The organism is Nocardia sp. FBN12 (assembly GCF_054031145.1).
Genome location: NZ_CM132926.1, coordinates 2,018,792 through 2,045,372, shown reverse-complemented (window position 1 = coordinate 2,045,372; position 26,581 = coordinate 2,018,792). Strand labels below are relative to the sequence as shown.

Genomic DNA, 26,581 nt, shown 5'->3' with positions numbered 1-26,581 from the left:
TCATGGGATTTCGCATCCGAGCCACGGGCACGAGTAGGTCGACCGATACCCACAGCGTCGTCGAGCACAGTGGGCGCGCTGCCCGCCGGTGCCTCGAGCAGGCCGGTGTCCGTCCCGACCAGGTCGGCGTACTGATCAATACCGGCGTCTTCCGCGACTCCAACACTGTCGAACCGGCGGTGGCCGCGCTGATCCAGAAGGCGGCGGGCATCGGACTCGACTACACCAGGGCAGATCCGCGGACTTTCTCCTTCGATCTGATGAACGGCGCGGTCGGCGTCGTCAATGCCGTCCAGGTCGCGGGTTCTATCCTGGCGACGGGTAGTACCGAGCACGTCCTGATCGTCGCGGGCGACACCCACCCGTCGATGGCCCGGTCGCGTGCCGACGCCGAATTCCCCTACGCCACTTCGGGTGCCGCCCTGCTGCTCGAACAGGTCGACGGCCCGGAAGGGTTCGGGCCGGTGCACACCGCGACCGCACCCGGGACACCCGCGGGCCAGGCCTACGTCGACACGGCCACCATGGGCACCGTCGGGCGAACGCTGATGACGGTCGAACGCGAACCCGACTTCGAGGACCGAATCCTCACGGTGGCAACCGAAGCCGCCCAGTCCGCGCTCACCGATTTCGACGGCGCCTTCGTCGCGTTGATCGCGTCCACCCCGAGCCCGGATTTCCCCAAGCGGCTCGCCGACGCGCTTGGCATCGACCAGAACGCGGTGCGGGTGCCCGACCTGTCCGACGGCGACCCCCACACCGCCGCGCTACCGCTGGCCTACGCCCGCGCGACCGCCGAGGGCACGCTCACCGGCTACACCCACGTGCTGTTCGTAGCGGCCGGTGCGGGCCCGTCCGCCGCCGCGACGCTGTACCGGCTCCCCGTGGAGACCACCGCGTGACGACGGCGACCTACTGGGAGACCATCGACCGATTCCGGACGCTCGCCCACGCGGAGCCCGACCGCGAGGCGGTCATCTATCCCGACGGCACGACCGCCGACGGGCTGCCCGACTACCGGGCGATCACCTACCGCGACCTCGATCGATGGTCCGACGCCATCGCTGAGCACCTCACCGATTCCGGGGTCGGCAGCGGTACCCGCACCATCGTGCTCGTGCTGCCGAGCCCGGAGCTGTACGCGATCCTGTTCGCGCTGTTGAAGATCGGCGCGGTTCCGGTCGTCATCGATCCGGGCATGGGCGTGCGCCGCATGGTGCACTGCCTGCGCGCCGTCGAGGCGCAGGCATTCATCGGAATCCCGCAGGCGCATGCCCTGCGGGTCCTGTTCCCGCGCAGTTTCCGGCGGGTGCGCACCACTCTCACCGTGGGGCGGCGCTGGTTCTGGGGTGGACCGACGCTGGATTCCTGGGGCCGCGCCCCGGTCGACGCACTGCCCGAGCGTGCGCCCGCGGATTCGGACGAGTTGCTGATCATCGGCTTCACCACCGGCAGTACCGGTCCCGCCAAAGCCGTCGAACTGACCCACGGCAATCTCGCCGCCATGGTGGAGCAGGTGCACGCTGCCCGCGGGCACACGCCACCGGACACTTCTCTGGTGACACTGCCGCTGGTCGGCGTGCTCGACCTGCTCCTCGGGTCACGGTGTGTGCTGCCGCCGCTGATTCCGAGCGAGGTCGGCTCGACCGACCCGGCACACGTGGTCGACGCGATCCAGCGATTCGGCGTACGCACGATGTTCGCCTCGCCCGCGGTCCTCATTCCCCTGCTGAACCGATTGCGCGCACATCCGGTCGACCTGAACTCGCTGGCCAGCATCTTCTCCGGTGGCGCACCTGTTCCGCACTGGTGCGTGGCCGGGTTGCGCGACGTCTTGCGACCCGATGTCGAGATCTACGCCGGATACGGTTCGACCGAGGCGCTGCCCATGTCGACGATCGAATCGCGGGAATTGCTCGCCGGTCTGGTCGAGCGCGCCGAGAACGGCGAGGGCACCTGCATCGGTCGGCCCACCGATCGGGTGCTCGTCCGGCTGCTCGCCGTCACCGATGACCCGGTCACCACCTGGGACGACACCGAAGAGCTCGGCGCGCGCGAGGTCGGCGAGATCGTGGTCGCGGGCCCGAACGTGAGTACGCGTTATTACTGGCCCGCGCAGGCCAACACCGCGGGCAAGATCACCGACGGCGCGCGGATCTGGCATCGCACCGGCGATCTGGGATGGCTCGACGAGCAGGGTCGAATCTGGTTCTGCGGGCGCAAGAGCCAGCGGATCACGACCGCGCGTGGCCCGATGTTCACCGTGCAGATCGAGCAGGTCTTCACTGCGGTGACCGGTGTCTCGCGCACGGCGCTGGTCGGCGTCGGCGCCCCCGGTGCCCAGCGACCGGTCCTGTGCGTGGAGCTCGAGCCCGGCGCGGACGCGGTGGCCGCACTCACCCGATTGCGCACGCGCGCCGCCGAATTCGGCACACTGGTGCCGATCACCGAATTCCTCGTGCACCCGCGCTTCCCTGTCGATATCCGGCACAACGCCAAGATCGGCCGTGAACAACTCGCCCGCTGGGCCACGAAGAGACTGGACTCGCGACGATGAAGATCCTGGTCACCGGCGCGTCCGGATTCCTCGGCGGCGCCATCGTGCGGGCGCTGATCGCCGACGGCGGCCACGATGTCTCGATCCTGGTGCGGCGCACCAGCGTGCTCGACGATCTCGGTCCCGCCGTGGAACACGTCACGATCGTGTACGGCGATCTCGCCGACGCGGCATCACTGAGCCGGGCCACCAGCGGGATGGACGCGGTGATCCACAGCGCCGCACGGGTCGACGAACGCGGTACCAGGGACCGCTTCTGGACCGAGAACGTGCGCGCCACGGAGCTGCTGCTGGATGCGGCGCGACGCGGTGGCGCGAGCCGGTTCGTCTTCATCTCGAGTCCGAGTGCCCTGATGGAGCGAGACGGTGGCGATCAGGTCGACGTGAACGAGGCGCTGCCGTATCCGAGCCGCTACCTCAATCACTACTCCGAAACCAAAGCCGCGGCCGAGCGCGCCGTACTCGCCGCCGACACACCGGAATTCACGACGGTGGCGCTGCGTCCGCGGGCGATCTGGGGCGCGGGGGATCGATCGGGGCCGATCGTTCGGCTGCTCGACCGCACGGCCGCGGGCACACTGCCCGACCTGTCCTACGGCCGGACCGTCGAGGCCTCGCTGTGTCACGTGGACAATATCGTGCACGCCTGTCTGCTGGCGGTGCGCTCGAACACGGTCGGCGGCAAGGCCTACTTCATCGCCGATGCCGAGAAGACCGACGTCTGGGGCTTTCTCGGTGAGGTCGCGACGCGCCTGGGGTATCACCCGCCTACGCGCCGACCGAACCCACGGGTACTCGCCGCCGTGGTCGCGACGATCGAAACCGTATGGCGGATACCCGCGGTGGCGAATCGCTGGTCGCCTCCGCTGTCGCGCTATGCCGTCGCATTGATGACACGCACCGCCACCTACGACACCGGCGCGGCCCGCCGCGATCTCGGTTACACGCCCGTCGTGGACCGCGACACCGGCCTTGCCGGGTTCCTGGCGTGGCTCGACCAGCAGGGCGGCATCGAAGTGCTCGCCGAAACTCTTCGATAGGTCGCCCAGGAGGCAATCATGAACGGCAGCAAGGTCTTTCGTCGCCCGGTTACGACCACCGAGCGGATGTACTTCCCGATGCGCGATCTCGCCCCACCCTTCCTGATGCAACTCGTGGTTCCCGGTGAGGGCAACATCGACCCGGAGGCATTGCGCACAGCGGTAATCACCGCGGCGGCGGCCACCCCCGGTGCGCGTCTGCGACGGCACGGCGCCGAGTGGGTCGACAGCGAAATCCCCCCGGTCGTGCGCGTGGTGGACCACCGGCTGCGCTACCCCGCCCTCGAGGCCGATCCGGTCCTCACCAGCCCGATCGGGCCGACGCCCGACACCACCGTCGAGGTGCTACTGCTCACCGGCACGCAGGCAACGCTGATCTTCCGCGTCTTCCACGGCGTGATGGACGGCATCGGCATGGTGGCGTGGGCGACGAATGTGCTGCGGGCATTGCGTGGCGAGGATCCCGTTCCTCAACCGGACCCGATCGCCGACCAGGAACTCGTCGCGAAACTCGGCGCTCCCGGCAGGCCGACCCCGCTGATTCCGCGCTACCGCACCGCGATCGGCCGGGGCCGCGGGCGCCGCGATCTCGCGCCTCATCTGCTCCGTCACCGCCGCGTCGAGGCCGTCGTTCCCGGCGCGCTGGCCAGGGTCTGCGCCCTGCTGGCCGACGAAACCCCGGGCACCTCGCGCATCATGATGCCCGTCGACCTGCGCCGCCACGACCCCACGTTGCGTTCCACCGCCAACCTCGCGCTCCCTCTGTTCCTCGATATCGAACCCGGCCGCGACTGGACCGCGATCAAGGACCAGATCAAGGCGGGCCTGCGCGAACGTCGCGAACTGAATCAGCTGGCGAACACCCGGGTCGCACTGGTGCCCGACCCGGTCAATCGCGGTGTACTGCGCACTACGAACTGGCTCGGCGCCCGTTTCGGCCGCAACCTGGCCTCCGCCACGGTGTCGCACATGGGCCGCTTCACCGCCGAGGAGCTCGCCGTCCCCGGCTTCCGGCCGACCGGACTGTTCGTGCTCCCCCAGCACAGCGTCGCCATGCCGCTGCTGTTCGGCCTGACCGAATTCGACGGCCACACCGAGCTGACCGTCTCGGCCCGCAACGGTGTCGGCATCGAACCCCGGCTCGAAGCACTCCTGGACCGCATCGTCGCCATACTCGAGCTTCCCGAGTAGGCCCGAGCTGGGCACAAGCGACTCGGCGACACCCGCGACTATGGTGGAGCTGTGGGCATTATGGGTGAACTGTTTCCCGGTAAGAAGCTGCAGAACGAGGGCAGCGGCGACTCCAACGGCCAACCGCACCTCGATCTGGACCTCGACGCGGGCGTTGTCCGCCTGACCGGTACCACGACACCGCGCCCGGCCGACGACCGAGCGACCGATCCAGAGTAGCCCTTTCGCTCATACCTGGTGCGCGATCTCGCGTCCGCGCATGGTCGCGGTGGGCCCCCGGCCCGCCGCCGCTCAGCTGCTGAGTGGCAGCGGCGGCCGGGAAGCAGGTAGGTCGTCGAAGATGTGGCGTTCCACGATCGGGTCGGGGACGCGTAGCAGATCGGCGGCGCTCACCTCGTCCCAGTCGTATCGCTCGTTCTCACACTGCAATTCGACCAGTGACACCGCCGACACCGTGTCGTCGATGCTGAAATCGGTGAACCCGTCCTGTTCGAGCGCGTCGCTGATCTCGCGCACCGGCATCGGCGCAGTGGCATGCGCCAGCGCGAGATACGGCTGCAACGGCTCACCGAACTCCGGAATCCGCTCGCGAATCCACACCTCGCTCAGCGCGCTGGTCAAATCCTCGCGCACCCGCAGCAATTCCTCCGGCAACGCGATCGGCAGCCGCACCGAATCGTGGGCGACCACCGGGGGCCCGAATGTGATCTGGAACGGTGCGTGCCCGGCCAGCAGCCTGCGCGCCCCGGCGACCAACGCCGCCAGATGCACGCCCTTCACCCCGTCGACGAACCCGATGCCCTGCACCCCGATCCGCAGTCGCGCGGCGTCCACCTGCTCGAATCCCGGCAGGCTCGACAGCGTCGGCGCGAAGATCTCGACCAGCTTGTCGGCCACCGGCTGCGTCGGCACCACCTGCCAGTCGTAGAACGAACGACCCGGCGTCCACCCAGGGCGCCACCACCAACGGCTGGTAACGGTCATTTCGCTCGCGATCATGGTGCGCCACCTCCCGATCTCGGCCGACCCATCGGGTGAAACCCGGCAGGCCGGCCGTCCACCCGACACGATCGGCATCGATGCTTGCGATGCCAGCTACCTCACAGCGACGGTATTCCCGGTGAGATCGGCGGGCAACCTGGCGAGACCGTTCCGTTGTGTGTTCGACGCACTACACTGACGCCATGCCTGTTCGACGGCTGATCACGCTTTCCGCGTTCGCCCTCCTGCTTCCCCTTGCCGTTTCCGCGTGCACCATGACCGGACCCGGCACCACCTCCGAATGCAGCGTCAGCGGCTGCACCGTCACCTTCGACCGCGGGGTGAGCGCCAAGGCCTCGGTCCTCGGGATCGAGGCGGAACTTGTCGCCGTGAACGGTGACATGGTCACCCTGAGCATCGGCGGCCAGCAGATCACGGTGCCGGTCGGTCAGTCTCAGGCGAGCAACGGGATGGACGTGCGGGTCAGCGAAGTGACCGATGACAAGGTCGTCGTCGTTCTCGCGTCCGGCCTGAACCCGAACTGATCATCGGGGCACGGTCGACCCGGCTGCCGGTTCGCTGACCACCCAGGGCGCGTTCGGTTGATCGAGGATCCAACGCCAGGTTCCGTCGGGCTGCCTGCGCGCCACCTCGACGGATGCACCGGTGCCCCCTGGCAGGCGCGACGAGGTGAGCGCCAGATCGCCCGCACGCAGGACAGGCGCCTGATGCCCGGGCTGGAACAACGGTCGATCCGCGACCAGACGCGCATACGCCGCCCGTATCTCGTCGATCCCCGTCGCGACGACACCGTCCGGCAGCGCCAGCACCGCGTCGGACTCGTACAACTCGACGAGCCCGTCCACGTCTCCGGCGTTCAGCCGCTCGACCACCAACCGGCTCAGATCCTCCGGGCGCTGCGCACGTTCTCGCACATTCTCGGTCATCGCCACCCTCCTCGACTCGGGTTGTGCAGCAACGGTAACGCCGGGGTACGACACAAATCGGGTACGCGCACGAGTGCACTACTCGTGCGGCGTCACCCCGAGACCCATTGAACGGCGAAACCCCCGAAAGCCAACGGCCTTCAGGGGTTTCACGGATACAACGTGATGTCAGCCGATCACAGCGGCGGGAATCCCGACGATCCGGTCGCCATCCAGTTCCAGAACTCGGTGACGCGGTTGAGGACCAACGCCATGATGTCGAGGGCAGTGCTTCCCATTGTCTTCCTTCACATCCGAACGAACACTTCGCGCGTTCACCATAGCAACCGGCATCGAGTGCGCAACGTTGTGATAACGGACAGATGACGGGGCTCGTCCTGGTCCTCGGCGACGAATGCCCCGGACTCACCGGTCGCCATATTGCGAATGGCTTATATGAATTGCGCCAGATGAACACGAGGGAAACGCACTCGGACGGCCGCCCACCGGCGATGTGATGGTGCATACAAATATCGTTCCAGCCGGAATGAACAAAATATCGGCGGACAATCACGTACCCGATTGCGCCCCGGCGAACGCCGATGCAGGACAAGCGAACCCGATCCAATTTCGAGCAAATCCGCAGGCGGCAGAGTTTTGTTCAACGAAACCGTGATGCCCGTCACCACCGTGCTCTCAGCAGAATCACATATACGATCAATCTCGCCGAGGCTTCCCGGAAATGCATTGCCGCCGAAGTTCAACGCATCAGGTGACACAGTGCGGTGTTCTCCTTCCACCCCCTTCCACCGCTTCGGCATGCATTCGTCACGAGGTGAACCGGTCATGGAATACACCCACCTTTCCGAATTCGAAATCCGCCACGGCGCTTTGTCGATGTGGACGCCCGAGCTCGCCGCCGACGCATGGCAGCCCGACGATCGCCCGCTGACCAGCGTCCACGCCGGCTATTGCGCGAGCGTCGATCCCGCCGATCCGCTGCCCGGTCGCGGCCGCTGGATCGGCACCGTCTTCGAGATGGATGCCCCGCTCGACGGCGCCACCTGGCGGGAGACGCTGCGGCGCTGGCATGCCAGGCACGAGGGCCTGCGCACCACGGTGACCACCGACCCGGCGGGCGAACCACGCAGGCTCGTCGCCGCGCCGGCCGCCGTCGATGTCGCCGAACAGCCCATCGCCGGCCTCACCGAGGGCACCCGGATCAACGAATTCCTCAGCGGCACACTCGAAGAGCGGTTGTCGCCGCTGGTGTGGCCGCACTGCCTCGCGGCCACGGTCGAGCATGCGGACACCGGTGATTTCACGGTGCTCGTCGCCGCCGATCACTCCGTGCTCGACGCCTATTCCCAGGCCATTCTGATCCTCGAACTGCGCACCCTCTACCGCGAGGTCATGGTGGGTGAGAAGGCCCGCGAATCAGTCACTTTCGGCAGCGCGGCCGACTTCGCCGTGCTGGAACGAGCGAGCGCGGCCGAGCTGGATTCGGATTCCCCCGCGGTCGCGACGTGGCGCGCGTTCCTCGCCGACGGTGCGATGCCCCGGTTCGCACCGCATGCACAGCGGCCCGCTCGTGCGGACCTGCCGCAGCCGAGTGTGTCGCGGCGGCTGCTCGATCTCGCCGAACTCGAGGGCGTCGAGGCAGCCCTCGACCAGGTGCGGCACCGGATGTCGGTGGCCGTGTTCGCCGCGCTGGCCGTGGCCAATCAGCAGCGGTTCGGCGCGGACCGGATGCGCACCGCGATGCCGATCGCGACCCGTCCCGACCTGCGCTGGATGGAGTCGATGGGCTGGTTCGTCAATGTGGTTCCGGTCGATATCGCCCTGCCTCCCGGTGTCGGCATCGCCGGCGCCATGGATCAGGCGCGGGCCGCGCTGCGCCGGTCGCGGGCCGCCAACGACGCTTCGTGGTCGCGTGTCCTCTACCTGCTCGCCGTCACCGAGACACCGCGCTTCGGCATCTCCTTCCTCGATATCCGGGTGCTGCCCGGCTATGAATTGGTCGCCGACCTGCGCGGACGGACCTTGCGCGCGGAGTCGTACTCGCCCGACGAGGTATTCCTGTGGGTCGTGCGGGCGGCCGACGGGCTCTATGTGTCGACCCGGTACCCGGCGGGATTCCCCGCCGAAGTGATGGACGAGTTCCTGACCGCTTTCGGCCAGGCGCTGTCGTCGATCACCGCCGCGGTGCACGCGGGTCCGGCTGCCGACGGGCGAGGCGAGCCGCGCCCGTCCGTCGCGGCGGAAACGGCGATGCCCGCCGACGCACGGACACTGCGAACGAACACGCTGCGTGTCGCCGCGCAGGCGGGGTGAGCGGATGCGCCCACTGTTGGCCTTCACCGGCAGCCGGGGAGACGCCCAGCCCGGCATCCTGCTGGCTCGTGCGCTGCGCGAGCGCGGTCACGACGTGACAGTGGCGCTCGCGCCGAACCTCGTCGCCTTCGCCCATGACCACGGGATTCGCGCGGTGCCGTTCGGCCGCGACACCGCAGGCCTGCTCGCGGCGCAGCGCACCGACCACCGATTCGCCGGCCGTGATCCGCGCGCCCGGCTGCGTGCGCTGTTCGAGCTGCAACGCCGTGGAGTGCCCGAGCAGCTCGAGGACCTGCGCGCGCTCGCACCCGGACACGATGTGGTGGTCGCGGGGATGGCGGGCGAGGAAGCCGCCGAGTCGGTGGCGCGGGCGCTCGGACTGCCGTTCGCGGCGGTGCACTTCTTCCCGATCCAGCCGAACAGCGCGGTCCCGGTCGTGCCGGCACGGTGGGCGTCCCGACTGCCCGGGTTCGTGCACCGAGGGGGTTGGTCGGCGCTGGCCCGAGCACGTGCGGCCGCGTTGGCCCCCGTTCTGCCGACCAGGCCGCAGTCCGGTCGCGCGGCGACCGCGTCGTCGGTTGCGCCCGCCGGTACCGGGCCGGATCCGGCGACTACCCGAATCCAGGCCTATGACCCGGCACTGTTCCCCGGTGTGCGGCGGCAGTTGCCCGGGCCGTTCACGGGATTCCTGATCGATGTGGACGGATTCCTCACCGCTGCACAGAGTTCCGCGGACCCGACCCTCCCGTCGGCCGGTGATCAAACGACGGCTCTCGAGTCGTGGCTCGATTCGGGCACCGCACCGATCTATGTCGGATTCGGTTCCATGGATGTCGGGGATCCGGCCGCCTTCGTCGCGATGTTGCGCCAGGTGTGCGCCCGGCGAGGTCGTCGGCTGCTGCTCGCGTCGGGCTGGTCGACGGTCGCCGCGGGATTCGAGGACGCCGTCGCGATTGTCGGCCAGGTCGACCATGCCCGGGTGCTGCCTCGCTGTGTCGCGGCTGTGCACCACGGCGGTGCGGGCACGACGGCCGCCGCGTTGAGAGCCGGTGTCGCGCAGGTGATCTGCTCGGTCCAGGCCGACCAGCCCTACTGGGGCCAGGCGCTGCAGCGACTCGGCCTCGCGGTCACGATTCCCGCGAAGCAGCTCACCGGCGAACGCCTCGACGCACTACTCGATCGGGTCTCACGTCCCGAGGTTGTCCTGCGCGCGGCGAGCTACGCCACCACTGTCGCCACCGACGGTGTCGAGCGGGCCGCCGATGCCATCGAAGCACTGGCCGGCACACCGGCCACCGCAGATCTCCATTCCGCCGGGAGGCAGTCGTGAATACCGATATCGCTATCCGCACAACAGGTCTCGGCAAGTCCTACGGCGATTTCACCGCTGTCGGCGGCGTCGATCTCACCATCGCGGCGGGCACCGTCTTCGCGCTGCTCGGTCCCAACGGCGCAGGCAAAACCACCACCGTCCGCATGCTCGCGACCCTGGTCCGTCCCGATCGCGGCACCGCCGAGATCTTCGGCTACGACATCGCGCGCGACGCGACCGCCGTGCGCTCGATGATCGGCCTCACCGGTCAGTACGCCTCCGTCGACGAAACCCTCACCGCCGGTGAGAATTTGCGCCTGTTCGGTCGGCTCCTCGGCCTCTCCCGCCGTGCCGCCGCGCACCGCAGCGCCAAACTCCTGGAAGACTTCGAACTGTCGAAGGTCACCGATCGTCCGGTGAACCAGTTCTCGGGTGGCATGCGACGGCGGCTCGACCTGGCGGCAACGCTGATCACCGATCCGCCACTGATCTTCCTCGATGAGCCGACCACGGGGCTCGACCCGCACACCCGCGACAAGATGTGGGGCATCATCCGCAGGCTCGTCGCTCGTGGTGCGACCGTACTGCTCACCACGCAGTACCTCGAGGAAGCCGACGCTCTCGCAGATCGGATCGCCGTGATCGACCGCGGGACCATCGTCGCCGAGGGTACCGCCGCCGAACTGAAGGCCTCCATCGGCGACCAGGTGTTGCGCCTGGACCTGGTCGATGCCGCCCAGTCCGCCCGCGCCGAGTCCATCGTCGCCGAACTCACCGGCGAGGTCCCCGAGGGGTCGTCGGCGGGCACGCTGACCGTCGCGCTGACCGATACAGGCACCGCCGCCGACATCGTCGCCGCATGCCGCGCCGCGGGCATCGGGCTGCGCGGTTTCGCCGTCGACCGTCCCGATCTCAACGCCGTATTCCTCGCTCTGACCGGCACCGACCGCGTCGCCGCCTGATCCGAAAGACCGAGGCCATCATGACCGTCACCCATGCCGAGATCGCCGTCGAGCACCCCGCTCCCGCGACGATCGACCGCCACCCTCGCCTCACCCACGTGAGCCTGCGCGCCTCGCTGTTCCAGTCGCTGATGATGGCGTGGCGGGGTCTGCTCACCTTCCGGCACAGCCCACAACTGCTCTACGACGCGCTCCTGTTGCCCATCGTCGGGCCGCTGCTGTTCGGCAGTATCTTCGGCACGGCCATCGCGGGCAGCACAGCGGCGTATCTGCCGATTCTCATCCCGGGCGTGCTGGTGCAGATCGTGCTCACCTCCTCGGTCGCGACCGGTGTCCAGCTGTCGGAGGACATCCGGTCCGGGGTGTTCGATCGGTTCGTCGCTATGCCGATCGCCCGGTCGGCGCCGGTCGCGGGAGCGCTGCTGGCCGGGGCCACGCGATACGTGATCGCTGCGACCACGGTGGTGATCGTGGGGTTCGCGATGGGGTATCGGCCGGATCATCCGGTCGGGTTCGTCGCCGGAGCGGTACTGGTCGTGCTTGCGACCACCGCGATCAGCTGGCTGTTCGCCTTCATCGGCGTCACCGTGTCGAGACCCGCTGCGGTGCAAGGTATGTCGATGCTGGTTCTCACCTTCCTGAGTTTCGCGTCGAACGCGCTGGTACCCGAGTCGGCGATGCCGACCTGGCTCCGCTACGTCTCCGACTACAACCCGGTGTCCTACCTCGTGTCCGCGGTGCGCGGGCTCGCCGAGGACGGCGTCGTCGGCGCCGACGCTCTCTGGTCGGTGGTGGCTTCACTCGTGATCGCCGCCGTCTTCGCGCCCCTGACCGTCCGCACCCTGCGTGCTCGCTGAGGAGTTCTGATGACGCTCACCGCTCCGGCCATCGTCGCCGCACCCGCCGTCAACCGGCTCACCGCCGACGACGATCTGTTCCTGAAGCTGCACAATCTCTATGGCAACGCGCTGGTCAATCAACTCGCCTGGCGATTCGACGAGTCCCTCGACCCCGAGGTGCTCGTCCGCCTCCACGCGCAGCTGGCCCAGGGCTTCCTGGCCCGGCGGGTGCAACCCACCCGGGTACCGTTCGCCCGCCCCTACTGGCTACCCGCGACGGAATCGCTTCCGCTGGAATGGCATTCACGGCCGGTCGCCGACGACGAGATTCTCGACTGGTACTTCGCGCAGAGCCGCGCCGACTTCGATCCCGAGACCGGTCAGGTGTGGCGGCTGTCCGCGGCGCCGACCGCGGCGGGCGGGACGCTGGTATCGCTGGTGACCTCGCATGTGGCTTCCGATGGCGGCGCGGTGCTGTTCGCCGTCGGCGACGCGCTCGCCCGGCTCGACGAGAGTCCGGACATCGCCACGGGTTCGGGCCTGCTGGTCGGAACGCATCCACGGAACCCGTCGGTCGCGAACATCATCGATGCGGGTCGACAGCTACGCGCGGTAGCGAAAGGGATCCGGGCCGCACTCGCCACCCGCGGCGTCACCGAGCCGGACCGCAACCCGCGTCCCGTGGATCCCGAGCTTGCCTTCGTGGCGCAGTGGTCACCGGCTGACCTGGTGGTCCAGCTCGATCTCGCCGAGTGGAACACCGCCGCCGCCCGGCATTCCGGCACCACGAACGGCCTGCTGATCGCCGTGGGTGCGGGCCTGCTCGGCCGCAGCGGACGCGTCGGCGACACCGCCGACATCCGCGTCGACATCCCCCACTCGATGCGCACCGCCGACGACCCCCGCGCCAACGCCACCACCGGCCTACCGATCTCGGTCACCTACCGCACCGGCGAACGCGTAGACCTCGCCGCCATCCGCTCCGCCGTGAAGCGCGCCGCCACCGCCTACCGCGACCCTGCCACCACACCCGCCCTGCAACACCTGCAACCGTTGCAGATGATCCTGCCCCGCTTCGTCCTGCGCCATTTCGCCCGCACCGCCAAAGCCCCGGAGTGCCTGTGCACCAATCTCGGCGAAACCGCCAGTGGCGTAGCCGATTTCGGAGGTCACCGGGCCTCCGCGGTGCTCATGCGCCCGGTGGTCTGCGCCAACGACACCACCATGTTCCGCCGAGTGGAGGTCGGCGTGAATCTGTCCTTCTCCACCGACGGCCACACGGTCACCTTGGCCGTCACCGGCGCCGACCCCGACCGTTTCCCCACCCGCACCGAACTGCGTGAATTGTTGTCGGCGGAGTTCGAGTCGTGGGGCCTGACACCCAGCTTCTGGTAACCCCGTCGTGGTCGATCAACCGTGCGCGACCGCGCGTACGGCCGCCCGTGCAGCGACGAGGACGGGGTCCCACACCGGCGAAAACGGCGGTGCGTAGCCGAGATCGAGGGCCGTGACCTGTTCCACCGTCATCCGCGCGGTGAGTGCCACGGCGGCGATGTCGATCCGTTTAGCCGCACCTTGATGTCCGACGATCTGCACACCGAGCAGCCGCCCGGTGCGACGTTCGGCGAGCATCTTCACCGTCATGGGTTCCGCGCCGGGGAAATACCCGGCGCGACCGGTGGATTCGATCGTGACGGTATGGAACTGCAGTCCGGCACGCTGAGCGTCTTTCTCCCCCAGCCCGGTTCGCGCCACCTCGAGATCACAGACCTTGCTCATCGCTGTGCCGACCACGCCGGGAAAAGTGGCGTAGCCACCGCCGATGCCCGATCCGATCACTTGCCCGTGCTTGTTGGCGTGGGTGCCGAGCGGAATGTGGCGACGCGCGCCCGACACCAGATCCAGCACTTCCACGCAGTCACCACCGGCCCAGATGTCTTCATACCCGTGCACGCGCTGAGCCAGATCGGTGAGCAGACCACCGCTTTCCCCCAGCGGAAGGCCGGCGCGGCGGGCCAACTCGGTAGCCGGCTGCACGCCGATCCCCAGCACCACCACATCGGCCGGGTACTCCGTGTCGGCGGTCGTCACCGCACGGACTCTGCCCTGCGCCGACGTCCGCATGCCGGTCACCTCGGTACCACGAACGACCCGTATTCCCATCCCCACCATGGCTTTTCGCACCAGCGCACCCATATCGGGATCCAGTGTCGACATGGGTTCGGCGCCCCGAGTGATCATCGTGACCTCGAACCCCCGACGCACCAACGCCTCAGCCATCTCGACACCGATATACCCCGCACCCACCACGACAGCGTCCCGCCCGGTCACCGCCGCCAACCCGTCGATGAGCGCCTGCCCGTCGTCGAGTGTCTGCACCCCATAGATCCCCTCGGCGTCGATACCGGGCAGCGGCGGGCGCACCGGCGTCGCCCCGGTGGCCAACACGAGCTGGTCGTAGCCCGTCCACCCCTGCGTACCGGTATCGAGATCGCGCGAAAGCACGCGCCGTCCCACCGGATCGATCTCGGTCACTTCAGTCCGCATCCGCAGATCGATGTCACGCGCACGATGCTCGGTAACCGACCGCGCGATCAGATCATCGGCACAGGCCACATCCCCCGCGACCCAGTACGGAATCCCACACGCCGAATACGAGGAATGCGCCCCCTTCTCGAACACCACGATTTCGAGCTCACCAATCCCCCGCAACCGCCGCGCCTGCGACGCCGCAGCCATCCCGGTCGCATCCGCCCCGACAACGACCATCCGTTCGCCCATACCCACCACCGTACGAGACAGACCTCGCCCACGAGCGCCGCCGCCCGCACGCCGTCACCAGTCGTTACGATTCGCCGCACTGTAGGCAGCGCCATATTGGCGCCGACGCGCTCACACCCGGCGCGACGACATCCGGCCGTGCTGTCGCCCGGCCGGATGTCGTGTGGCACAGGTCAACTCAGCGCGGTGCCATCCGGATGGCGCCATCGAGGCGGATGGTCTCGCCGTTGAGCATCGGGTTCTCCACGATGTGGCGGGCCAACGCGGCGAATTCGCTGGGCTGCCCCAGCCGCGAGGGGTGCGGGACCTGCGCGCCGAGGGACTGCAGCGCCTCCTCGGGCAGCGTCTCGAACAGCGGGGTCCGGAACAGGCCGGGCGCGATCGTGACGACCCGGATCTTGAAGCTCGCCAGGTCGCGGGCGATCGGCAGGGTCAGGCCGACGATGCCACCCTTGGACGCGGCGTAGGCGGCCTGGCCGATCTGACCGTCGTAGGCGGCGACGGAGGCGGTGTTGATGATGACGCCGCGCTCCTCACCGACCGGGTCCGTGCCCGACATGCGTTCGGCTGCCAGCCGGATCACGTTGAACGTGCCGACGAGGTTGACGTTGATCACCTTGGTGAAATCGGCGAGCGGGAACGCGCCCTTCTTGCCGACCGTCTTGATCGCGTTGCCGATGCCGGCGCAGTTCACGGCGATCCGCAGCGGCGCCAGCGATTCGGCGACGTCGAGTGCCGCGATCACCGCCGATTCATCGGTCACGTCCGCGGCCGCGAAAGCCGCGCCATCGCCGAGTTCCTTGGCGATGGCCGCACCGTTGGACGAGGGGAGGTCGACGATGACGACTTTGGCGCCCTTGGCGTGCAGTTCCTGCACGGTCGCCAAGCCGAGACCCGACGCGCCGCCGGTGACGATCGCGGACGAGTTGACGAAATCCATACTGTTTCTCCTGTTTCGGTGAGGTCTCACCGATATTGACACACTTCGCCAAAACTGTTTGGCTTTCGCCGTGACCCAACCCCGCCGCCCCGGCCGCCCCTCCGTGCTGGACACCGGGGCCGTGTCCGTCGGCGCGCTGCGGCTGTGGACCGACCGCGGGTTCGCCACCACCGGCTGGAACGACCTCGCCGAGGCCACGGGAGTCAGCACGCGAACCCTGTTGCGGCACTTCTCGTCCCGATCCGACATCGCGTGGATCGGCGTCGCGCCCGCGACGGAACGGCTACGAGAGACGCTCGCGGGAGCCGCCGGCGAGGAATTGCCCGCGGTGGTGGTCAGGACCGCGATCGTCGAATCGGTGTCCCGCGACCCGCGGATCCAGGAGCTCGCACCGGCCTGGCTTCGGCTGATCTCCTCGGAGCCCGAGCTGGCCGCGACCGCTCCCCGGATCTATCAGCCGTGGATCGACACACTGTCGGGCTACCTCGTCGGCCGGCTCCCCGGTTCCCCCGTGGCCATCTGCCGCGCCATCGCGACCGCGTACCAGTCCGCTACCTTCGCCGCGCTGATCGAGTGGGCCGAGTCCGGCGCCCAGGGTGACTGCGCGGATTCGGTCGATCGGATGCTGCGCTGGATGGACCCGCACCTGCCGGAATCCGCGCCGGAGTGACGCGAATTCAGGATTCGCGGGCGGCGATCGCGGCCTGGATGCGGCGTAGTGTGCGCAGACCCTTCTTCGCGGCGACACTCACCATGCCGTCGAAGACTGTCGAGCCACGGTCGGTGGCCATCAGTCGTTCCAGGGTGGGCACTACGCGATCGTCGCCGGTCGAACCGAGTGCGACGGCTGCCCAGTAGCGCTTGTCGGGGTCCTCGCTCGAGGCCGCCTCGACCAGCCTCGGAATGATGTCCGGTGCGAATTCGGACAGTGCGCTGGCGATGTAGCCGATCCGGTAGTAGCGGCGGTTCTCGAATTCGTCCCAGAGGGCGGCCAGTGCCGCGTCGCCGCCGATCATGCCGAGAGCTTCAGCGGCCCGTTCGCGCATTCCGCTGATCGAGTCCCGCAGTAGGGGCGCGAGGTCCGGGACGACCGACTCGTCGCCGAGGGCGCCCAGCGCGATGACCGCCTGGTCGCGGGCGATGTCCTGTGAGTGGCCCAGCATCGCGACCAAGCCGGGGACGGCTTCGCGGAAGCCGAGAGCCGCGCAGCCCATCGCGGCCCATGCCTGGCAGTTGTAGCGGGTGTCGGCGAGGGACGCGAGCAGGGGTTCGCGCAGAGTGTCGTCGCCGAAGACCTCCGCCCGGTTCAGCGCCCGGCTGTAGAGCGACCGGTGGTAGTCGGGGTAGTCGCGCACGAGTGTGCGCAGTGTTTGCTTGGCCGACGTGTCGCCGTCCTCGGCCTGCAGGAGCAGTTGCCGCAGGTTTTCCTCGCGGGTCTCGAGGTCACCGTCTTTGAGGAGTCGCACGTCGGCTGGGTTCACCGCCCAACGGTACCTGGTGACGATCACCTCCCAAGACCGCCGTGATCGCCCGATCGGAGCTACTGGGCACGGCCGCACGTGAGCGGCGACCGCAAGCAGTCGGCACTACGCCGACGTGGATAGCGACAACATGATGTGGATCATCTGCGTTGCCGCCTTCCTCGCGTGCACGCTGGATATGCTGATGCTGCGCACCATCGACATCACCGCTGCTCGAGGCGGTCACGGTTCGCAGCCACACCAAACCGTTGACCCGGTCGCGGCCGAGATCATCCTGGCGCTGCAGACATTGGCGACCCGTCAGTTCGACGCGTTCGACCCCGTGATCATCTCCGTCACCCGGGTCGAAACGTCGACCGAGGCCACCAATGCCATCCCGCTCACCGTGCCCACCCCGATGATGGGCTCGCAAGACTTCGCTTTCGTCCTGGACCGAGTCCCCGGCACCTTCCTCGGGCTGCACACCACCCCGACCACATCGACCCGGCAACCGCCGAGTTCAACCACTCCCCCGGGTCGTGTTCGACGACGCGGTCCTACCGGATCAGGCGGCAGCTCTCGCGGTGCTCGCCCATTCCCGCCTACAACAGGCCACTCGCGATGAAACGCGGCGAGCTTTCCCCCACCGATCTCGTTCTTGCGCAATAGGCTCCGGCTGATCGTGTCGGCCGTGTTTCAGCTTGCGAGTCAGTCGTGCAGGATGGGCGTGCTGAACCGATACCAGTTCGGGGCGAAGGGCTCGTATACGTGACGGTAGGGCTGCGGTGGTCCGCCCGGCGCCGTTGTGCCAGGAGCGAAGTAGGCCACGCCGCCGTCGGTGGCGTAGATCGCGAACACGCATCCGCCGTCGGACCGATAGACATTGTCGACGTGCATGACACCGAACCAGGCACCACCGCCGTTCGGGCAATCCTGCGCGACCTGTGTGAACGATCCTTCGGAGAGCCACCAGGCAAGCCGGTCCGGCACTCCGGAATACACCGACCCGAGGCCGAGACCCACCACGATCGGAGCGGCAGCGACCGCCGGATACTCCCGATACTTGGCGCAGCCGGCCGCGGCGAGCACCATCCACGCCACCCCGGCAACGATCAGCACAGCGGCTGCCACCAGCAGAGCGAGCAAACTGTAATCAGTGACCACCTCGAACAAAAGCACCGCGATCCCGAGGCAAGCCGTCGCCGTTGTCGACCGCATCGCCTGTCGCCACCCTCGCGGCGTCGCGACCGCCCCCGACGTCCCCACCTTCGACATGATCAGCACCCTAGAACGACAAAGCCCGGAAGACCAGGACGACGCCGTCGTTCGCCGCGCGGTCGACGTCAATGGCGAAGTCATCGTTTCGCGAGGACACTGTGGGGGTAACGCCCGACTCGTCCCCAGGAGCACATGCGATGGCAGCGAACGGACCATTCGGCATCGATCCAGAAGATTTCGAACGTGCACTGCGCGGGGCAGAAACCGAACTCCGCGACCTGCTCGGAAAAGCCGGCGTGTACCTGGACCGCGTAGATCATGCCGGCGTCGGTTCACTGACATCGTTGGTCGGTCAGTTCTTCCAGCCGCAACGGCCGCGTCCACCGAAGCCCGAGGGCGAGACCGCCGGTGACACCGGCAGCGGGGTGTGGGCGATCTTCAGCGTCGACGACCTCGGCCAGGCTCATGTCGACCAGGTATTTCCGACCGAACTCGAGGCCCTACGCGCACATCGCGACAACACCGACGATCGCCGACGGGTGCGGTTTCTGCCCTACGGGGTCCCGGCAAGTGTGTTGGACGCGCCCTGAGGGAGCCGACACGCTTCACGGCGTTGCGCGACGCCGAGCAGCCCGAATTCGCAAGACGCCAATTCGGAGCCTGCGCGCAGGATCGCAGTACTGACGTGCGGAAGGCGCAGTGCCCGGTGGGTTCTCGTGGCCGACGGTCCACCCAGTATGGTGAGTCCTTCACCTGCGGGGACGGGTACGGACGAGGGGACTGACGACACATGAGCGACGCGCGGCAAATCCTCTCTCCCGGAGAAACCTGCTGGCAGATCGCCCGGGCAGATCGCCTGGCCTGCATCGTCGACGCGGCGGACTATTTCCGCTTTGCCAAAGCCGCGATGCTGCGGGCCCGCAAACGCATTGTGCTGATCGGCTGGGACTTCGACACCCGGATCAAGTTCGAACCGCAGGGCCAGACCCTCCAGGGGCCGGATCGGCTCGGCAAGTTCCTGTCCTGGCTGCCGAAACAACGTCCGGATCTCGAGATCTACCTGCTGAAATGGAATGTCGGTGCGTTCGCCGCGATCGGCCGGCGGATGACACCGATCTTCGTCGTCAATTGGATGACCGACCGACGCCTGCACTTCGAAATGGACGGCGCGCACCCCATCGGGTCAGCGCATCATCAGAAGATCATCGTGATCGATGACCAACTCGCGTTCTGCGGCGGCATCGATATGACCGTCGACCGCTGGGACACCAGCGACCACCGCGACGACAACACCTACCGAACCGCGCCGAACGGCAACCGTTACGGCCCTTGGCACGATGCGACCACCGCCGTGGACGGCGCCGCCGCGAAGGCGATCGGCGAACTGGCCCGCGCCAGATGGAAATCGGCCACGGGGCAAGAACTGCGCCCGGTCGACGAGATCGCCGGGGACGGGCCGTGGCCGCAAGACCTGGAGCCGACGATGCGGTCCGTCGACGTGGGGATCGCCCGTACCCTTCCCGAGCTCGCCGACCGCACCGAGGTCCGCGAGATCGAGGCGCTGTATCGCGCGGCGATCGCGGGCGCCGCCCGCTCGCTGTACATCGAGAGCCAATACCTGGCGTCGCGCACCCTCGCCGAGGCGATCGCCGCGCGCCTGCGCGAACCGAACGGCCCGGAGATCGTGCTGATACTCCCCCGCCACGCCGACGGCTGGCTCGAGCAAGCGGCGATGGACGGCGCCCGCCGACGGCTCCTGCACCTGCTGTGGAAAGCCGATGTCGGCAACCGGCTCGGCGTCTACTATCCGGTCACCGCCGCCGGTGCGCCCATCTATGTCCACGCCAAGGTGCTGGTGATGGACGACCGGCTCCTGCGGGTCGGATCATCGAACCTCAACAATCGATCAATGGGCTTCGACACCGAATGCGACCTCGCCGTCGAGGTCACCCCGGCGACCGCCGACGGCGAACTCCTGCGCGAAACCATTCTCGGCATCCGCCGCCGCCTGCTCTGCGAACACCTCGACGCCGACCCCGCGAAGTTCGACGCCACCCTCGCCGAAACATCCTCGCTCGTGCGCACCGTCGAAGCACTACGCGGCGACGGCCGATCCCTGATCCGATTCGACCCCGAAACCGTCGCGAACGAGGACAGCCTCTTGGCCGAAAACGACCTCATGGATCCCGAACGCACCCCGACAAGACTGTGGAACATCCTCTTTCCGAGTTGAGCCGTTCGGCCCCGTGGGGTCGACTCGATGAGCACTGCCGCCTCCTCCGCGGGGCAAGGTCAGCGCCACCGGGTCACCTGCCGCATCCGCGAGAACGAATCCCGTTCTGGCACAGTCGACGTCGTTGACACCGTCGGGATCGCCGCGTTGACTGGTGCCATCCGCAGTGGCCGCCGGCCGACTGTCGCCGCCCGGTGCCGGTGGGCGTTCGGCGGCGACGGATCGAGGAAGTAGTGCACCACCATGAGTATGAGCAAGAAGTTCGCGCACTCGGCCGAGGCCACCAAGGGCAGAGTGAAGAAGGTGATCGGTCGGGCGACCGGTAACCAGCGCCTCGTGGCCGAAGGCCGTGCCGACCAGGCCAGGGGCAACCTGAAATTGGCCGCTGCCAAGGTCAGAGACGCCTTCAAACGATAGCTCCGAACCGACCCCGCCCCCGCCGCTGGATCAGCGATCACCCGTGCGGTTGTCGACGAAATCTGAGCCCCGCAGTCGGTGCCGCGGCTGTGGTCGGCACCGACGGGGTGGCTGTCAGGGGACTTCTCAGTTCAGCCCACTGACTTCTCGGGCGATCACCGAGACCCGGGTTTGCGCGGCCGAAACGACACCCTGGCGCGTTTTGTGCGCTTCCTCGTAGGCGAGGATCATCCGGACTGCGGCGGGATCGGTGAGTTCCTTGATCGCGGCCACCGCCTGGGCGACATTCAAGTCTTCGTAGCCACTGATGGGCAGCTCGATGGGGTCGAGAAGGCCGGTGGTGGTGCGCAGTGAGTGCATTGTCTCGGCGGTGGAGTCCGCGCCTTCACGCCGCGAGACCTGCTCGGTGGATTCGAGAACAGCATCGCGCGAGGCCGCGAGGGATTTCACGGCGACATCGCCCACATGCGCGCTCCTGGCGAGCAACTCGCTCAGTGCCGGCGGTGCGGCGCGGAAGGTGTCCAACGCGCGGTCGATGCTGCGCGTAGACCACGTAACCGGGATGTTGATCAGCTTCACCGCGGTCCCCGCGACCGCCTGCATCGGTGTACGACGCAATGCCGCAGGCCCGCCGAGTGCGTCCTCGGCGAGGACGGTCGTCAACCATTCCACGGTGGCCGTATGGGCGGTGATCAACCGCTGCGCCACTGCCACTACATCGGTGTTCTCCACGGTGGTGGCGAGCGCTTTGACATAGCGGGCACGGTCGAGCAGCTGATGTTCGAGGACGAGGTCTCCGAGCAGGGCTTCGTCGAACGGTTGGGCTTGTTCGCCGATCGCCTTGACCGCAGCGGCAGCCCGTCCGATGAACGGACCCACCCGCTCCGGCGCGCCACCCAGCTCACGGATCGCGGCCTCGATGGCTTCTGCGCGGGCACGGGCGTTGTCGGCGTTCTCAGCCAGCTCACGACGTACAGCCTCAGTGCGAGCCTGTGCGATTCGAGTCTCGGCGATTCGGATTTCGGTATCCGTCAAATCGCGGATAACGCGCAGTTGCGCGAGCAAGGTCGTAGCGGTGTTGCGTGTGCTCATGAAATCGTTCCTTCGAGGTCGGCATCAGGGAGGCGCAACGCTGCACCACTATGTCGACTACCCCGCACTTGCGTTTCAAACATTGTGCCGCAATAGTTTCCGACCGTTCGCGGCGACAAACCACTGCCCTGTCCCGGTGCCGGGCGCGGGGCGAGGCTCACGCCGGGGCGGGTGGCGAGCCCGGTTTCGATGGTGCGGGGTATTCACTGTCGGGCCGACAGGATTTGAAACTGCGACCGCTCGGCTCGGGTTCCAGTTTCCCCGACCGTACCTATCAGTGCCCAATAGTGCTCAGCACCAAATAGTTTTGCGAAACTACACTTTTCATCTGTGACACTCGGTGGGCCGATCGTCCTACGTCGCGACCAAAGCCGCCATCAAAGGCTTCGCGATCGCCGCACGATACGAGCTGAAGCCCGACGGCGGCTCGCTGCTCAACCGGATGCGCCTGCTGCGTGAGCTGCTCGAGTACACCCTCGAGGAGTGCGCGGGCCGGGCAGCCGTCGCGTGCCGGATCACCGTGGAGGAGGAGATCGCCGGCGGCATCACGCGCGAGGATATCGAGGGCGTCCTGCGCGAGCTCGGCGAGCTGCCCGACCTGTGGGACTTCGCGATGGGCAGCTGGGAAGGTGACTCGGTGACGTCCCGGTTCGCTCCGGAGGGCAACCAGGAGGAGTTCGTCGCCGGTCTCAAGAAGCTGACCACCAAGCCGGTTGTCGGCGTAGGGCGCTTCACGTCACCGGACGCGATGGTCCGCCAGATCAAGGCCGGCATCCTCGACTTGATCGGCGCGGCCCGACCGTCGATCGCCGATCCCTTCCTGCCGAACAAGATACGCGACGGCCGGTTGAACTTGATCCGCGAGTGCATCGGCTGCAATATCTGTGTCTCCGGAGACCTCACCATGTCACCGATTCGCTGCACCCAGAACCCCAGCATGGGTGAGGAGTGGCGGCGTGGCTGGCATCCGGAGCGGATCCGGGCGAAGGGCAGCGACTCCCAGGTCCTCGTGGTCGGTGCCGGACCGTCGGGTCTGGAAGCGGCCCGTGCGCTCGGGATGCGCGGGTACGACGTCGCGCTCATCGAGGCGCGTCGAGATCTCGGCGGCCGGGTGCGCCAGGAGTCGCGACTGCCGGGCCTGTCGGCGTGGGGACGCGTCCAGGAGTACCGCGAGGCCGCGATCGCCGAACTGCCGAACGTCGAGGTCTTCCGAGAGAGCTCGATGACGGCCGCCGACATCATCGAGTTCGGTTTCCAGCACGTGCTGGTGGCCACCGGTGCGACGTGGCGCACGGACGGTGTCGCCCGCTTCCACACCACACCGCTTCCGATCGCCGAGGGTGCGCAGGTGCTCGGACCGGACGACCTGTTCGCGGGTCGACTCCCGGAGGGCAAGACGGTGGTCGTGTACGACGACGACCACTACTACCTCGGTGGAGTCGTCTCGGAACTTCTCGCCCTGCAGGGCTACGACGTCTCGATCGTCACCACACAGTCGCAGGTGTCCGCCTGGACGAACAACACCTTCGAGGTCAACCGCATCCAGCGCCGTCTCATCGAGAACGGCGTCACCCGGATCACCGACCACGCCGTGACTCGCGTCGGTGTCGGAGGGGTCGAGGTGACGGACGTGTACGCCGGCGCCGTCCGAGAGGTCGAGTGCGACGCCGTGGTCATGGTGACCGCCCGCCTGCCACGCGAAGAGCTCTACCTCGAACTCGAGGGGCTCCGTGCGCAGGGCGAGCTGCAGTCGGTACGCGGCATCGGCGACTCCTGGGCGCCCGCCACGATCGCCGCGGCCGTCTGGTCGGGCCGCCGCGCCGCCGAGGAGTTCGACGCCGAACTGCCGTCCAACGACGAGGTGCCCTTCCGCCGCGAGGTGACCCAAACTGGCCTGAGGCGTCGGCCGGTGATCTCCGGTGACGGCAGAGGCCCCGCCTCGGATTTCTCCGACGCGGGGCCTCAATCGAAAAGTGCTGCTACGAGCTACTTTTCAAGGAATCGACACCACTACTTCTGCGCGGCCTTGAACTCGCGGCGACGCCGGTGCAGGATCGGCTCGGTGTAGCCGTTGGGCTGCGTGGTGCCTTCCAGGACCAGTTCCTTGGCGGCCTGGAACGCGATGTTGTCATCGAAGTTCGGGGCCAGCGGGCGGTAGGTCTTGTCGTTCGCGTTCTGGCGGTCGACGACCGGGGCCATCCGCTCGAGGCTGGCGATCACGTCGGCCTCGGTGACGATGCCGTGGCGCAGCCAGTTGGCGACCAGCTGGCTCGAGATGCGCAGGGTGGCACGGTCTTCCATCAGGCCGATGTCGTTGATGTCGGGCACCTTGGAGCAGCCGACACCGTGATCGATCCAGCGGACCACGTAGCCCAGGATGCCCTGGGAGTTGTTGTCCAGTTCCTGACGCTTCTCCTCGTCGGTCCAGTCGGTGGACTGGGCCAGGGGGATCTCGAGGATCTGGTCGACGGTGGCGCGGGGGCCACCCTTGGCGATCTGCGACTGCTGCTTGAACACGTCCACCAGGTGGTAGTGGGTGGCGTGCAGGGTGGCGGCGGTCGGCGAGGGCACCCAGGCAGTGTTGGCGCCGGCCTTGGGGTGGCCGATCTTCTGCTCGAGCATGCCCGCCATCAGGTCGGGCATGGCCCACATGCCCTTGCCGATCTGCGCCTTGCCGGGCAGGCCCTTGGCCAGGCCGGTGTCGACGTTCCAGTCCTCGTAGGAGGTGATCCAGGTCTGGGCCTTCATCTCGGCCTTGCGGACCATCGGCCCGGCCACCATGGAGGTGTGGATCTCGTCGCCGGTGCGGTCGAGGAAGCCGGTGTTGATGAAGACAACGCGGTCCTTGGCGGCCTCGATCGATGCGGCGAGGTTGACCGTGGTGCGGCGCTCCTCGTCCATGATGCCGACCTTGAGGGTGTTGCGGGTCAGGCCGAGGACGTCCTCGATCCGGCCGAACAGCTCGTTGGTGAACGCGGCCTCGTCGGGGCCGTGCATCTTCGGCTTCACGATGTAGACCGAGCCGGTGCGCGAGTTGAGGCGAGTGTTGTCACCGTTGAGCGAGTGCACGGCGACCAGCGAGGTGATCAGGCCGTCCATGATGCCCTCGGGCACCTCGTAGCCCTCGGCGTCGATGATCGCGTCGGAGGTCATCAGGTGGCCCACGTTGCGCACGAACAGCAGCGAACGACCGTGCAGGACCAGCTCGGAACCGTCGAGCGCGGTGAACACGCGGTCGGGGTTCATGGTGCGGGTGAAGGTCTTGCCGCCCTTGGCGACTTCCTCGGCCAGGTCGCCCTTCATCAGGCCGAGCCAGTTGCGGTAACAGACGACCTTGTCGTCGGCGTCGACCGCGGCGACCGAGTCCTCGAAGTCCATGATCGTGGTGAGCGCGGACTCGAGCACGATGTCCTTGACACCGGCGGTGTCGGTGGAGCCGATCGGCGAGGTGGCGTCGACCTGGATCTCGATGTGCAGCCCGTTGTGCTTGAGCAGGATCGAGGTCGGAGCCTCGGGGTCGCCGAGGTAGCCGACGAGCTGCGACGGGTCGGCCAGGCCGATGTCGGTGCCGTCTTCCAGGCCGATCTCGAGCTCGCCGTCGACGATCTTGTAGTACGACGAACCGATGTGCGAACCGGTGATCAGGGTGACGGCGTCATCGAGGAAGTTGCGGCCCCACTCGATGACCTTGTCGCCGCGCACGCGGTTGTAGCCGCTGCCCTTCTCCGCGCCGTTGGCCTCGGGGATGGCGTCGGTGCCGTAGAGCGCGTCGTAGAGCGAACCCCAGCGCGCGTTTGCGGCGTTGATCGCGAAGCGCGCGTTCATCACCGGCACCACGAGCTGCGGGCCCGCGGTGGTGGCGATCTCGGTGTCGACGTTGCCGGTGCCGATCTGGAACGGCGCGGGCTCGGGCTTCAGGTAACCGATCTCGGTCAGGAACTGCTTGTAGGCGGCCTTGTCGTAGCCGGCGCCGGGGTTCTCGCCGTGCCAAGCGTCGAGCTTGCCCTGGAACTCGTCGCGCTCAGCGAGCAGAGCGCGGTTACGCGGGGCGAGGTCGTTGATGATCTGCTCGGCACCGGCCCAGAACGCGGCGGAATCTACGCCGGTACCGGGGAGCGCCTCGTTCTCGATGAAATCGTGAAGAACGCTCGCCACCTGGAGCCCGCCGACCTGAATCCGCTCTGTCATCTACTGCCTCACTTTGGTGAAAACCGGGTGGGATAAGTCGATGTCATGTTACCCGTGGGTAGAGGTGACACCTCGTGTGGGTGGAACGCCCTGCGGGCTCCACCCATTCC

The 26,581-nt window shown here is 67.7% G+C and carries 25 protein-coding genes; 17 read left to right on the top strand and 8 right to left on the bottom strand.

From position 1 onward, the window contains the following. Positions 1 to 2 precede the first annotated feature (2 nt). The 5 genes from ACWZHB_RS09995 to ACWZHB_RS09975 are packed head-to-tail and all read left to right on the top strand — an operon-like array spanning position 3 to position 5,007. Complete coding sequence (locus ACWZHB_RS09995; protein ID WP_427907649.1) at positions 3 to 902, top strand: hypothetical protein; 900 nt, start codon at positions 3 to 5, stop codon at positions 900 to 902. Further along, on the top strand, positions 899 to 2,557 hold the full coding sequence (locus tag ACWZHB_RS09990) for a fatty acid CoA ligase family protein (RefSeq protein ID WP_427907648.1): 1,659 nt from the start codon (positions 899 to 901) through the stop codon (positions 2,555 to 2,557). Before ACWZHB_RS09995 ends, ACWZHB_RS09990 begins: the two co-directional genes overlap by 4 nt. Then, on the top strand, positions 2,554 to 3,597 hold the full coding sequence (locus ACWZHB_RS09985) for an NAD-dependent epimerase/dehydratase family protein (RefSeq protein ID WP_427907647.1): 1,044 nt from the start codon (positions 2,554 to 2,556) through the stop codon (positions 3,595 to 3,597). The genes ACWZHB_RS09990 and ACWZHB_RS09985 overlap by 4 nt, the downstream gene beginning before the upstream one ends. Before the next feature lie 18 nt (positions 3,598 to 3,615). Next, positions 3,616 to 4,788 (top strand): peptide synthetase, encoded by a 1,173-nt coding sequence (locus tag ACWZHB_RS09980; RefSeq protein WP_427907646.1) that lies wholly within the window; start codon positions 3,616 to 3,618, stop codon positions 4,786 to 4,788. A gap of 51 nt (positions 4,789 to 4,839) precedes the next feature. Further along, the gene (locus ACWZHB_RS09975) at positions 4,840 to 5,007 is read left to right on the top strand and encodes a hypothetical protein (protein ID WP_427909399.1); all 168 of its coding nucleotides are present in this window, start codon (positions 4,840 to 4,842) and stop codon (positions 5,005 to 5,007) included. 72 nt (positions 5,008 to 5,079) lie between these two features. On the opposite strand, the gene ACWZHB_RS09970 is transcribed toward ACWZHB_RS09975, so the two are convergent. After that, positions 5,080 to 5,787: a 2'-5' RNA ligase family protein gene (locus ACWZHB_RS09970; protein WP_427907645.1), complete on the bottom strand. Its 708-nt coding sequence runs from the start codon at positions 5,785 to 5,787 to the stop codon at positions 5,080 to 5,082. A 185-nt stretch (positions 5,788 to 5,972) separates the two neighbouring features. On the opposite strand from ACWZHB_RS09970, the gene ACWZHB_RS09965 reads away from it, so the two are divergent. Then, positions 5,973 to 6,314 carry an LSm family protein gene (locus ACWZHB_RS09965; RefSeq protein WP_427907644.1) on the top strand — a complete coding sequence of 114 codons (342 nt, stop codon included), beginning with the start codon at positions 5,973 to 5,975 and terminating at the stop codon, positions 6,312 to 6,314. Here the strand turns inward: ACWZHB_RS09965 and ACWZHB_RS09960 are convergent, their stop codons facing one another. Beyond that, entirely contained in the window at positions 6,315 to 6,716 is a 402-nt protein-coding gene (locus tag ACWZHB_RS09960; protein ID WP_427907643.1) for a YybH family protein, read from the bottom strand. Positions 6,717 to 7,541: 825 nt separating this feature from the next. Between ACWZHB_RS09960 and ACWZHB_RS09955 the strand changes: the two genes are divergently transcribed. Genes ACWZHB_RS09955 through ACWZHB_RS09935 form a run of 5 tightly spaced genes read left to right on the top strand, consistent with a single transcriptional unit; the run spans position 7,542 to position 13,537 of the window. Further along, positions 7,542 to 9,029, top strand: a complete 1,488-nt coding sequence (locus tag ACWZHB_RS09955; RefSeq protein WP_427907642.1) for a condensation domain-containing protein — start codon at positions 7,542 to 7,544, stop codon at positions 9,027 to 9,029. A gap of 4 nt (positions 9,030 to 9,033) precedes the next feature. Further along, positions 9,034 to 10,359, top strand: coding sequence for a glycosyltransferase (locus ACWZHB_RS09950; RefSeq protein ID WP_427907641.1), 1,326 nt, complete (start codon positions 9,034 to 9,036; stop codon positions 10,357 to 10,359). Continuing rightward, on the top strand, positions 10,356 to 11,303 hold the full coding sequence (locus ACWZHB_RS09945) for an ATP-binding cassette domain-containing protein (protein ID WP_427907640.1): 948 nt from the start codon (positions 10,356 to 10,358) through the stop codon (positions 11,301 to 11,303). The genes ACWZHB_RS09950 and ACWZHB_RS09945 overlap by 4 nt, the downstream gene beginning before the upstream one ends. A 20-nt stretch (positions 11,304 to 11,323) precedes the next feature. Beyond that, positions 11,324 to 12,160 carry an ABC transporter permease gene (locus ACWZHB_RS09940; RefSeq protein ID WP_427907639.1) on the top strand — a complete coding sequence of 279 codons (837 nt, stop codon included), beginning with the start codon at positions 11,324 to 11,326 and terminating at the stop codon, positions 12,158 to 12,160. A gap of 9 nt (positions 12,161 to 12,169) precedes the next feature. Further along, complete coding sequence (locus ACWZHB_RS09935) at positions 12,170 to 13,537, top strand: hypothetical protein (RefSeq protein WP_427907638.1); 1,368 nt, start codon at positions 12,170 to 12,172, stop codon at positions 13,535 to 13,537. 15 nt (positions 13,538 to 13,552) lie between these two features. On the opposite strand, the gene ACWZHB_RS09930 is transcribed toward ACWZHB_RS09935, so the two are convergent. Both ACWZHB_RS09930 and ACWZHB_RS09925 read right to left on the bottom strand, forming a co-directional pair. Further along, complete coding sequence (locus ACWZHB_RS09930) at positions 13,553 to 14,923, bottom strand: FAD-dependent oxidoreductase (protein WP_427907637.1); 1,371 nt, start codon at positions 14,921 to 14,923, stop codon at positions 13,553 to 13,555. A 178-nt stretch (positions 14,924 to 15,101) separates the two neighbouring features. Then, a complete protein-coding gene (locus ACWZHB_RS09925) occupies positions 15,102 to 15,863 on the bottom strand; it encodes a 3-hydroxyacyl-CoA dehydrogenase (protein WP_427907636.1) in 762 nt (253 codons plus the stop codon). A 70-nt stretch (positions 15,864 to 15,933) separates the two neighbouring features. On the opposite strand from ACWZHB_RS09925, the gene ACWZHB_RS09920 reads away from it, so the two are divergent. Further along, positions 15,934 to 16,533, top strand: coding sequence for a TetR/AcrR family transcriptional regulator (locus tag ACWZHB_RS09920; protein WP_427907635.1), 600 nt, complete (start codon positions 15,934 to 15,936; stop codon positions 16,531 to 16,533). 7 nt (positions 16,534 to 16,540) lie between these two features. Here the strand turns inward: ACWZHB_RS09920 and ACWZHB_RS09915 are convergent, their stop codons facing one another. Continuing rightward, on the bottom strand, positions 16,541 to 17,344 hold the full coding sequence (locus ACWZHB_RS09915) for a HEAT repeat domain-containing protein (RefSeq protein WP_427907634.1): 804 nt from the start codon (positions 17,342 to 17,344) through the stop codon (positions 16,541 to 16,543). Between the two features lie 115 nt (positions 17,345 to 17,459). On the opposite strand from ACWZHB_RS09915, the gene ACWZHB_RS09910 reads away from it, so the two are divergent. After that, positions 17,460 to 17,948: a hypothetical protein gene (locus ACWZHB_RS09910; RefSeq protein WP_427907633.1), complete on the top strand. Its 489-nt coding sequence runs from the start codon at positions 17,460 to 17,462 to the stop codon at positions 17,946 to 17,948. An 83-nt stretch (positions 17,949 to 18,031) separates the two neighbouring features. Here the strand turns inward: ACWZHB_RS09910 and ACWZHB_RS09905 are convergent, their stop codons facing one another. Beyond that, a complete protein-coding gene (locus tag ACWZHB_RS09905; protein WP_427907632.1) occupies positions 18,032 to 18,598 on the bottom strand; it encodes a hypothetical protein in 567 nt (188 codons plus the stop codon). A gap of 140 nt (positions 18,599 to 18,738) precedes the next feature. Between ACWZHB_RS09905 and ACWZHB_RS09900 the strand changes: the two genes are divergently transcribed. The 3 genes from ACWZHB_RS09900 to ACWZHB_RS09890 all read left to right on the top strand — a co-directional run bounded on the left by ACWZHB_RS09900 (position 18,739) and on the right by ACWZHB_RS09890 (position 21,191). After that, positions 18,739 to 19,131, top strand: a complete 393-nt coding sequence (locus tag ACWZHB_RS09900) for a hypothetical protein (protein ID WP_427907631.1) — start codon at positions 18,739 to 18,741, stop codon at positions 19,129 to 19,131. A gap of 200 nt (positions 19,132 to 19,331) precedes the next feature. After that, entirely contained in the window at positions 19,332 to 20,774 is a 1,443-nt protein-coding gene (locus ACWZHB_RS09895; protein ID WP_427907630.1) for a phospholipase D-like domain-containing protein, read from the top strand. Positions 20,775 to 21,023: 249 nt separating this feature from the next. Beyond that, the gene (locus ACWZHB_RS09890) at positions 21,024 to 21,191 is read left to right on the top strand and encodes a CsbD family protein (protein WP_427907629.1); all 168 of its coding nucleotides are present in this window, start codon (positions 21,024 to 21,026) and stop codon (positions 21,189 to 21,191) included. 126 nt (positions 21,192 to 21,317) lie between these two features. On the opposite strand, the gene ACWZHB_RS09885 is transcribed toward ACWZHB_RS09890, so the two are convergent. Next, positions 21,318 to 22,283, bottom strand: coding sequence for a ferritin-like domain-containing protein (locus ACWZHB_RS09885; protein ID WP_427907628.1), 966 nt, complete (start codon positions 22,281 to 22,283; stop codon positions 21,318 to 21,320). Between the two features lie 340 nt (positions 22,284 to 22,623). Between ACWZHB_RS09885 and ACWZHB_RS09880 the strand changes: the two genes are divergently transcribed. After that, positions 22,624 to 24,351: an oxidoreductase gene (locus tag ACWZHB_RS09880; RefSeq protein WP_427907627.1), complete on the top strand. Its 1,728-nt coding sequence runs from the start codon at positions 22,624 to 22,626 to the stop codon at positions 24,349 to 24,351. On the opposite strand, the gene ACWZHB_RS09875 is transcribed toward ACWZHB_RS09880, so the two are convergent. Beyond that, positions 24,294 to 26,471, bottom strand: a complete 2,178-nt coding sequence (locus tag ACWZHB_RS09875) for a malate synthase G (protein ID WP_427907626.1) — start codon at positions 26,469 to 26,471, stop codon at positions 24,294 to 24,296. The two genes, ACWZHB_RS09880 and ACWZHB_RS09875, sit on opposite strands and share 58 nt — an antisense overlap. Positions 26,472 to 26,581: the final 110 nt, after the last annotated feature.

What these genes read in the sequence shown, in the direction of transcription:
- ACWZHB_RS09995 (WP_427907649.1), top strand. Translation starts at nt 3, where the DNA reads ATGGGATTTCGCATCCGAGCCACGGGCACGAGTAGGTCGACCGATACC.
- ACWZHB_RS09985 (WP_427907647.1), top strand. Translation starts at nt 2,554, where the DNA reads ATGAAGATCCTGGTCACCGGCGCGTCCGGATTCCTCGGCGGCGCCATC.
- ACWZHB_RS09980 (WP_427907646.1), top strand. Translation starts at nt 3,616, where the DNA reads ATGAACGGCAGCAAGGTCTTTCGTCGCCCGGTTACGACCACCGAGCGG.
- ACWZHB_RS09970 (WP_427907645.1), bottom strand. Translation starts at nt 5,787, where the DNA reads ATGATCGCGAGCGAAATGACCGTTACCAGCCGTTGGTGGTGGCGCCCT.
- ACWZHB_RS09965 (WP_427907644.1), top strand. Translation starts at nt 5,973, where the DNA reads ATGCCTGTTCGACGGCTGATCACGCTTTCCGCGTTCGCCCTCCTGCTT.
- ACWZHB_RS09960 (WP_427907643.1), bottom strand. Translation starts at nt 6,716, where the DNA reads ATGACCGAGAATGTGCGAGAACGTGCGCAGCGCCCGGAGGATCTGAGC.
- ACWZHB_RS09955 (WP_427907642.1), top strand. Translation starts at nt 7,542, where the DNA reads ATGGAATACACCCACCTTTCCGAATTCGAAATCCGCCACGGCGCTTTG.
- ACWZHB_RS09950 (WP_427907641.1), top strand. Translation starts at nt 9,034, where the DNA reads ATGCGCCCACTGTTGGCCTTCACCGGCAGCCGGGGAGACGCCCAGCCC.
- ACWZHB_RS09940 (WP_427907639.1), top strand. Translation starts at nt 11,324, where the DNA reads ATGACCGTCACCCATGCCGAGATCGCCGTCGAGCACCCCGCTCCCGCG.
- ACWZHB_RS09935 (WP_427907638.1), top strand. Translation starts at nt 12,170, where the DNA reads ATGACGCTCACCGCTCCGGCCATCGTCGCCGCACCCGCCGTCAACCGG.
- ACWZHB_RS09930 (WP_427907637.1), bottom strand. Translation starts at nt 14,923, where the DNA reads ATGGGCGAACGGATGGTCGTTGTCGGGGCGGATGCGACCGGGATGGCT.
- ACWZHB_RS09925 (WP_427907636.1), bottom strand. Translation starts at nt 15,863, where the DNA reads ATGGATTTCGTCAACTCGTCCGCGATCGTCACCGGCGGCGCGTCGGGT.
- ACWZHB_RS09905 (WP_427907632.1), bottom strand. Translation starts at nt 18,598, where the DNA reads ATGTCGAAGGTGGGGACGTCGGGGGCGGTCGCGACGCCGCGAGGGTGG.
- ACWZHB_RS09900 (WP_427907631.1), top strand. Translation starts at nt 18,739, where the DNA reads ATGGCAGCGAACGGACCATTCGGCATCGATCCAGAAGATTTCGAACGT.
- ACWZHB_RS09895 (WP_427907630.1), top strand. Translation starts at nt 19,332, where the DNA reads ATGAGCGACGCGCGGCAAATCCTCTCTCCCGGAGAAACCTGCTGGCAG.
- ACWZHB_RS09890 (WP_427907629.1), top strand. Translation starts at nt 21,024, where the DNA reads ATGAGCAAGAAGTTCGCGCACTCGGCCGAGGCCACCAAGGGCAGAGTG.
- ACWZHB_RS09885 (WP_427907628.1), bottom strand. Translation starts at nt 22,283, where the DNA reads ATGAGCACACGCAACACCGCTACGACCTTGCTCGCGCAACTGCGCGTT.
- ACWZHB_RS09875 (WP_427907626.1), bottom strand. Translation starts at nt 26,471, where the DNA reads ATGACAGAGCGGATTCAGGTCGGCGGGCTCCAGGTGGCGAGCGTTCTT.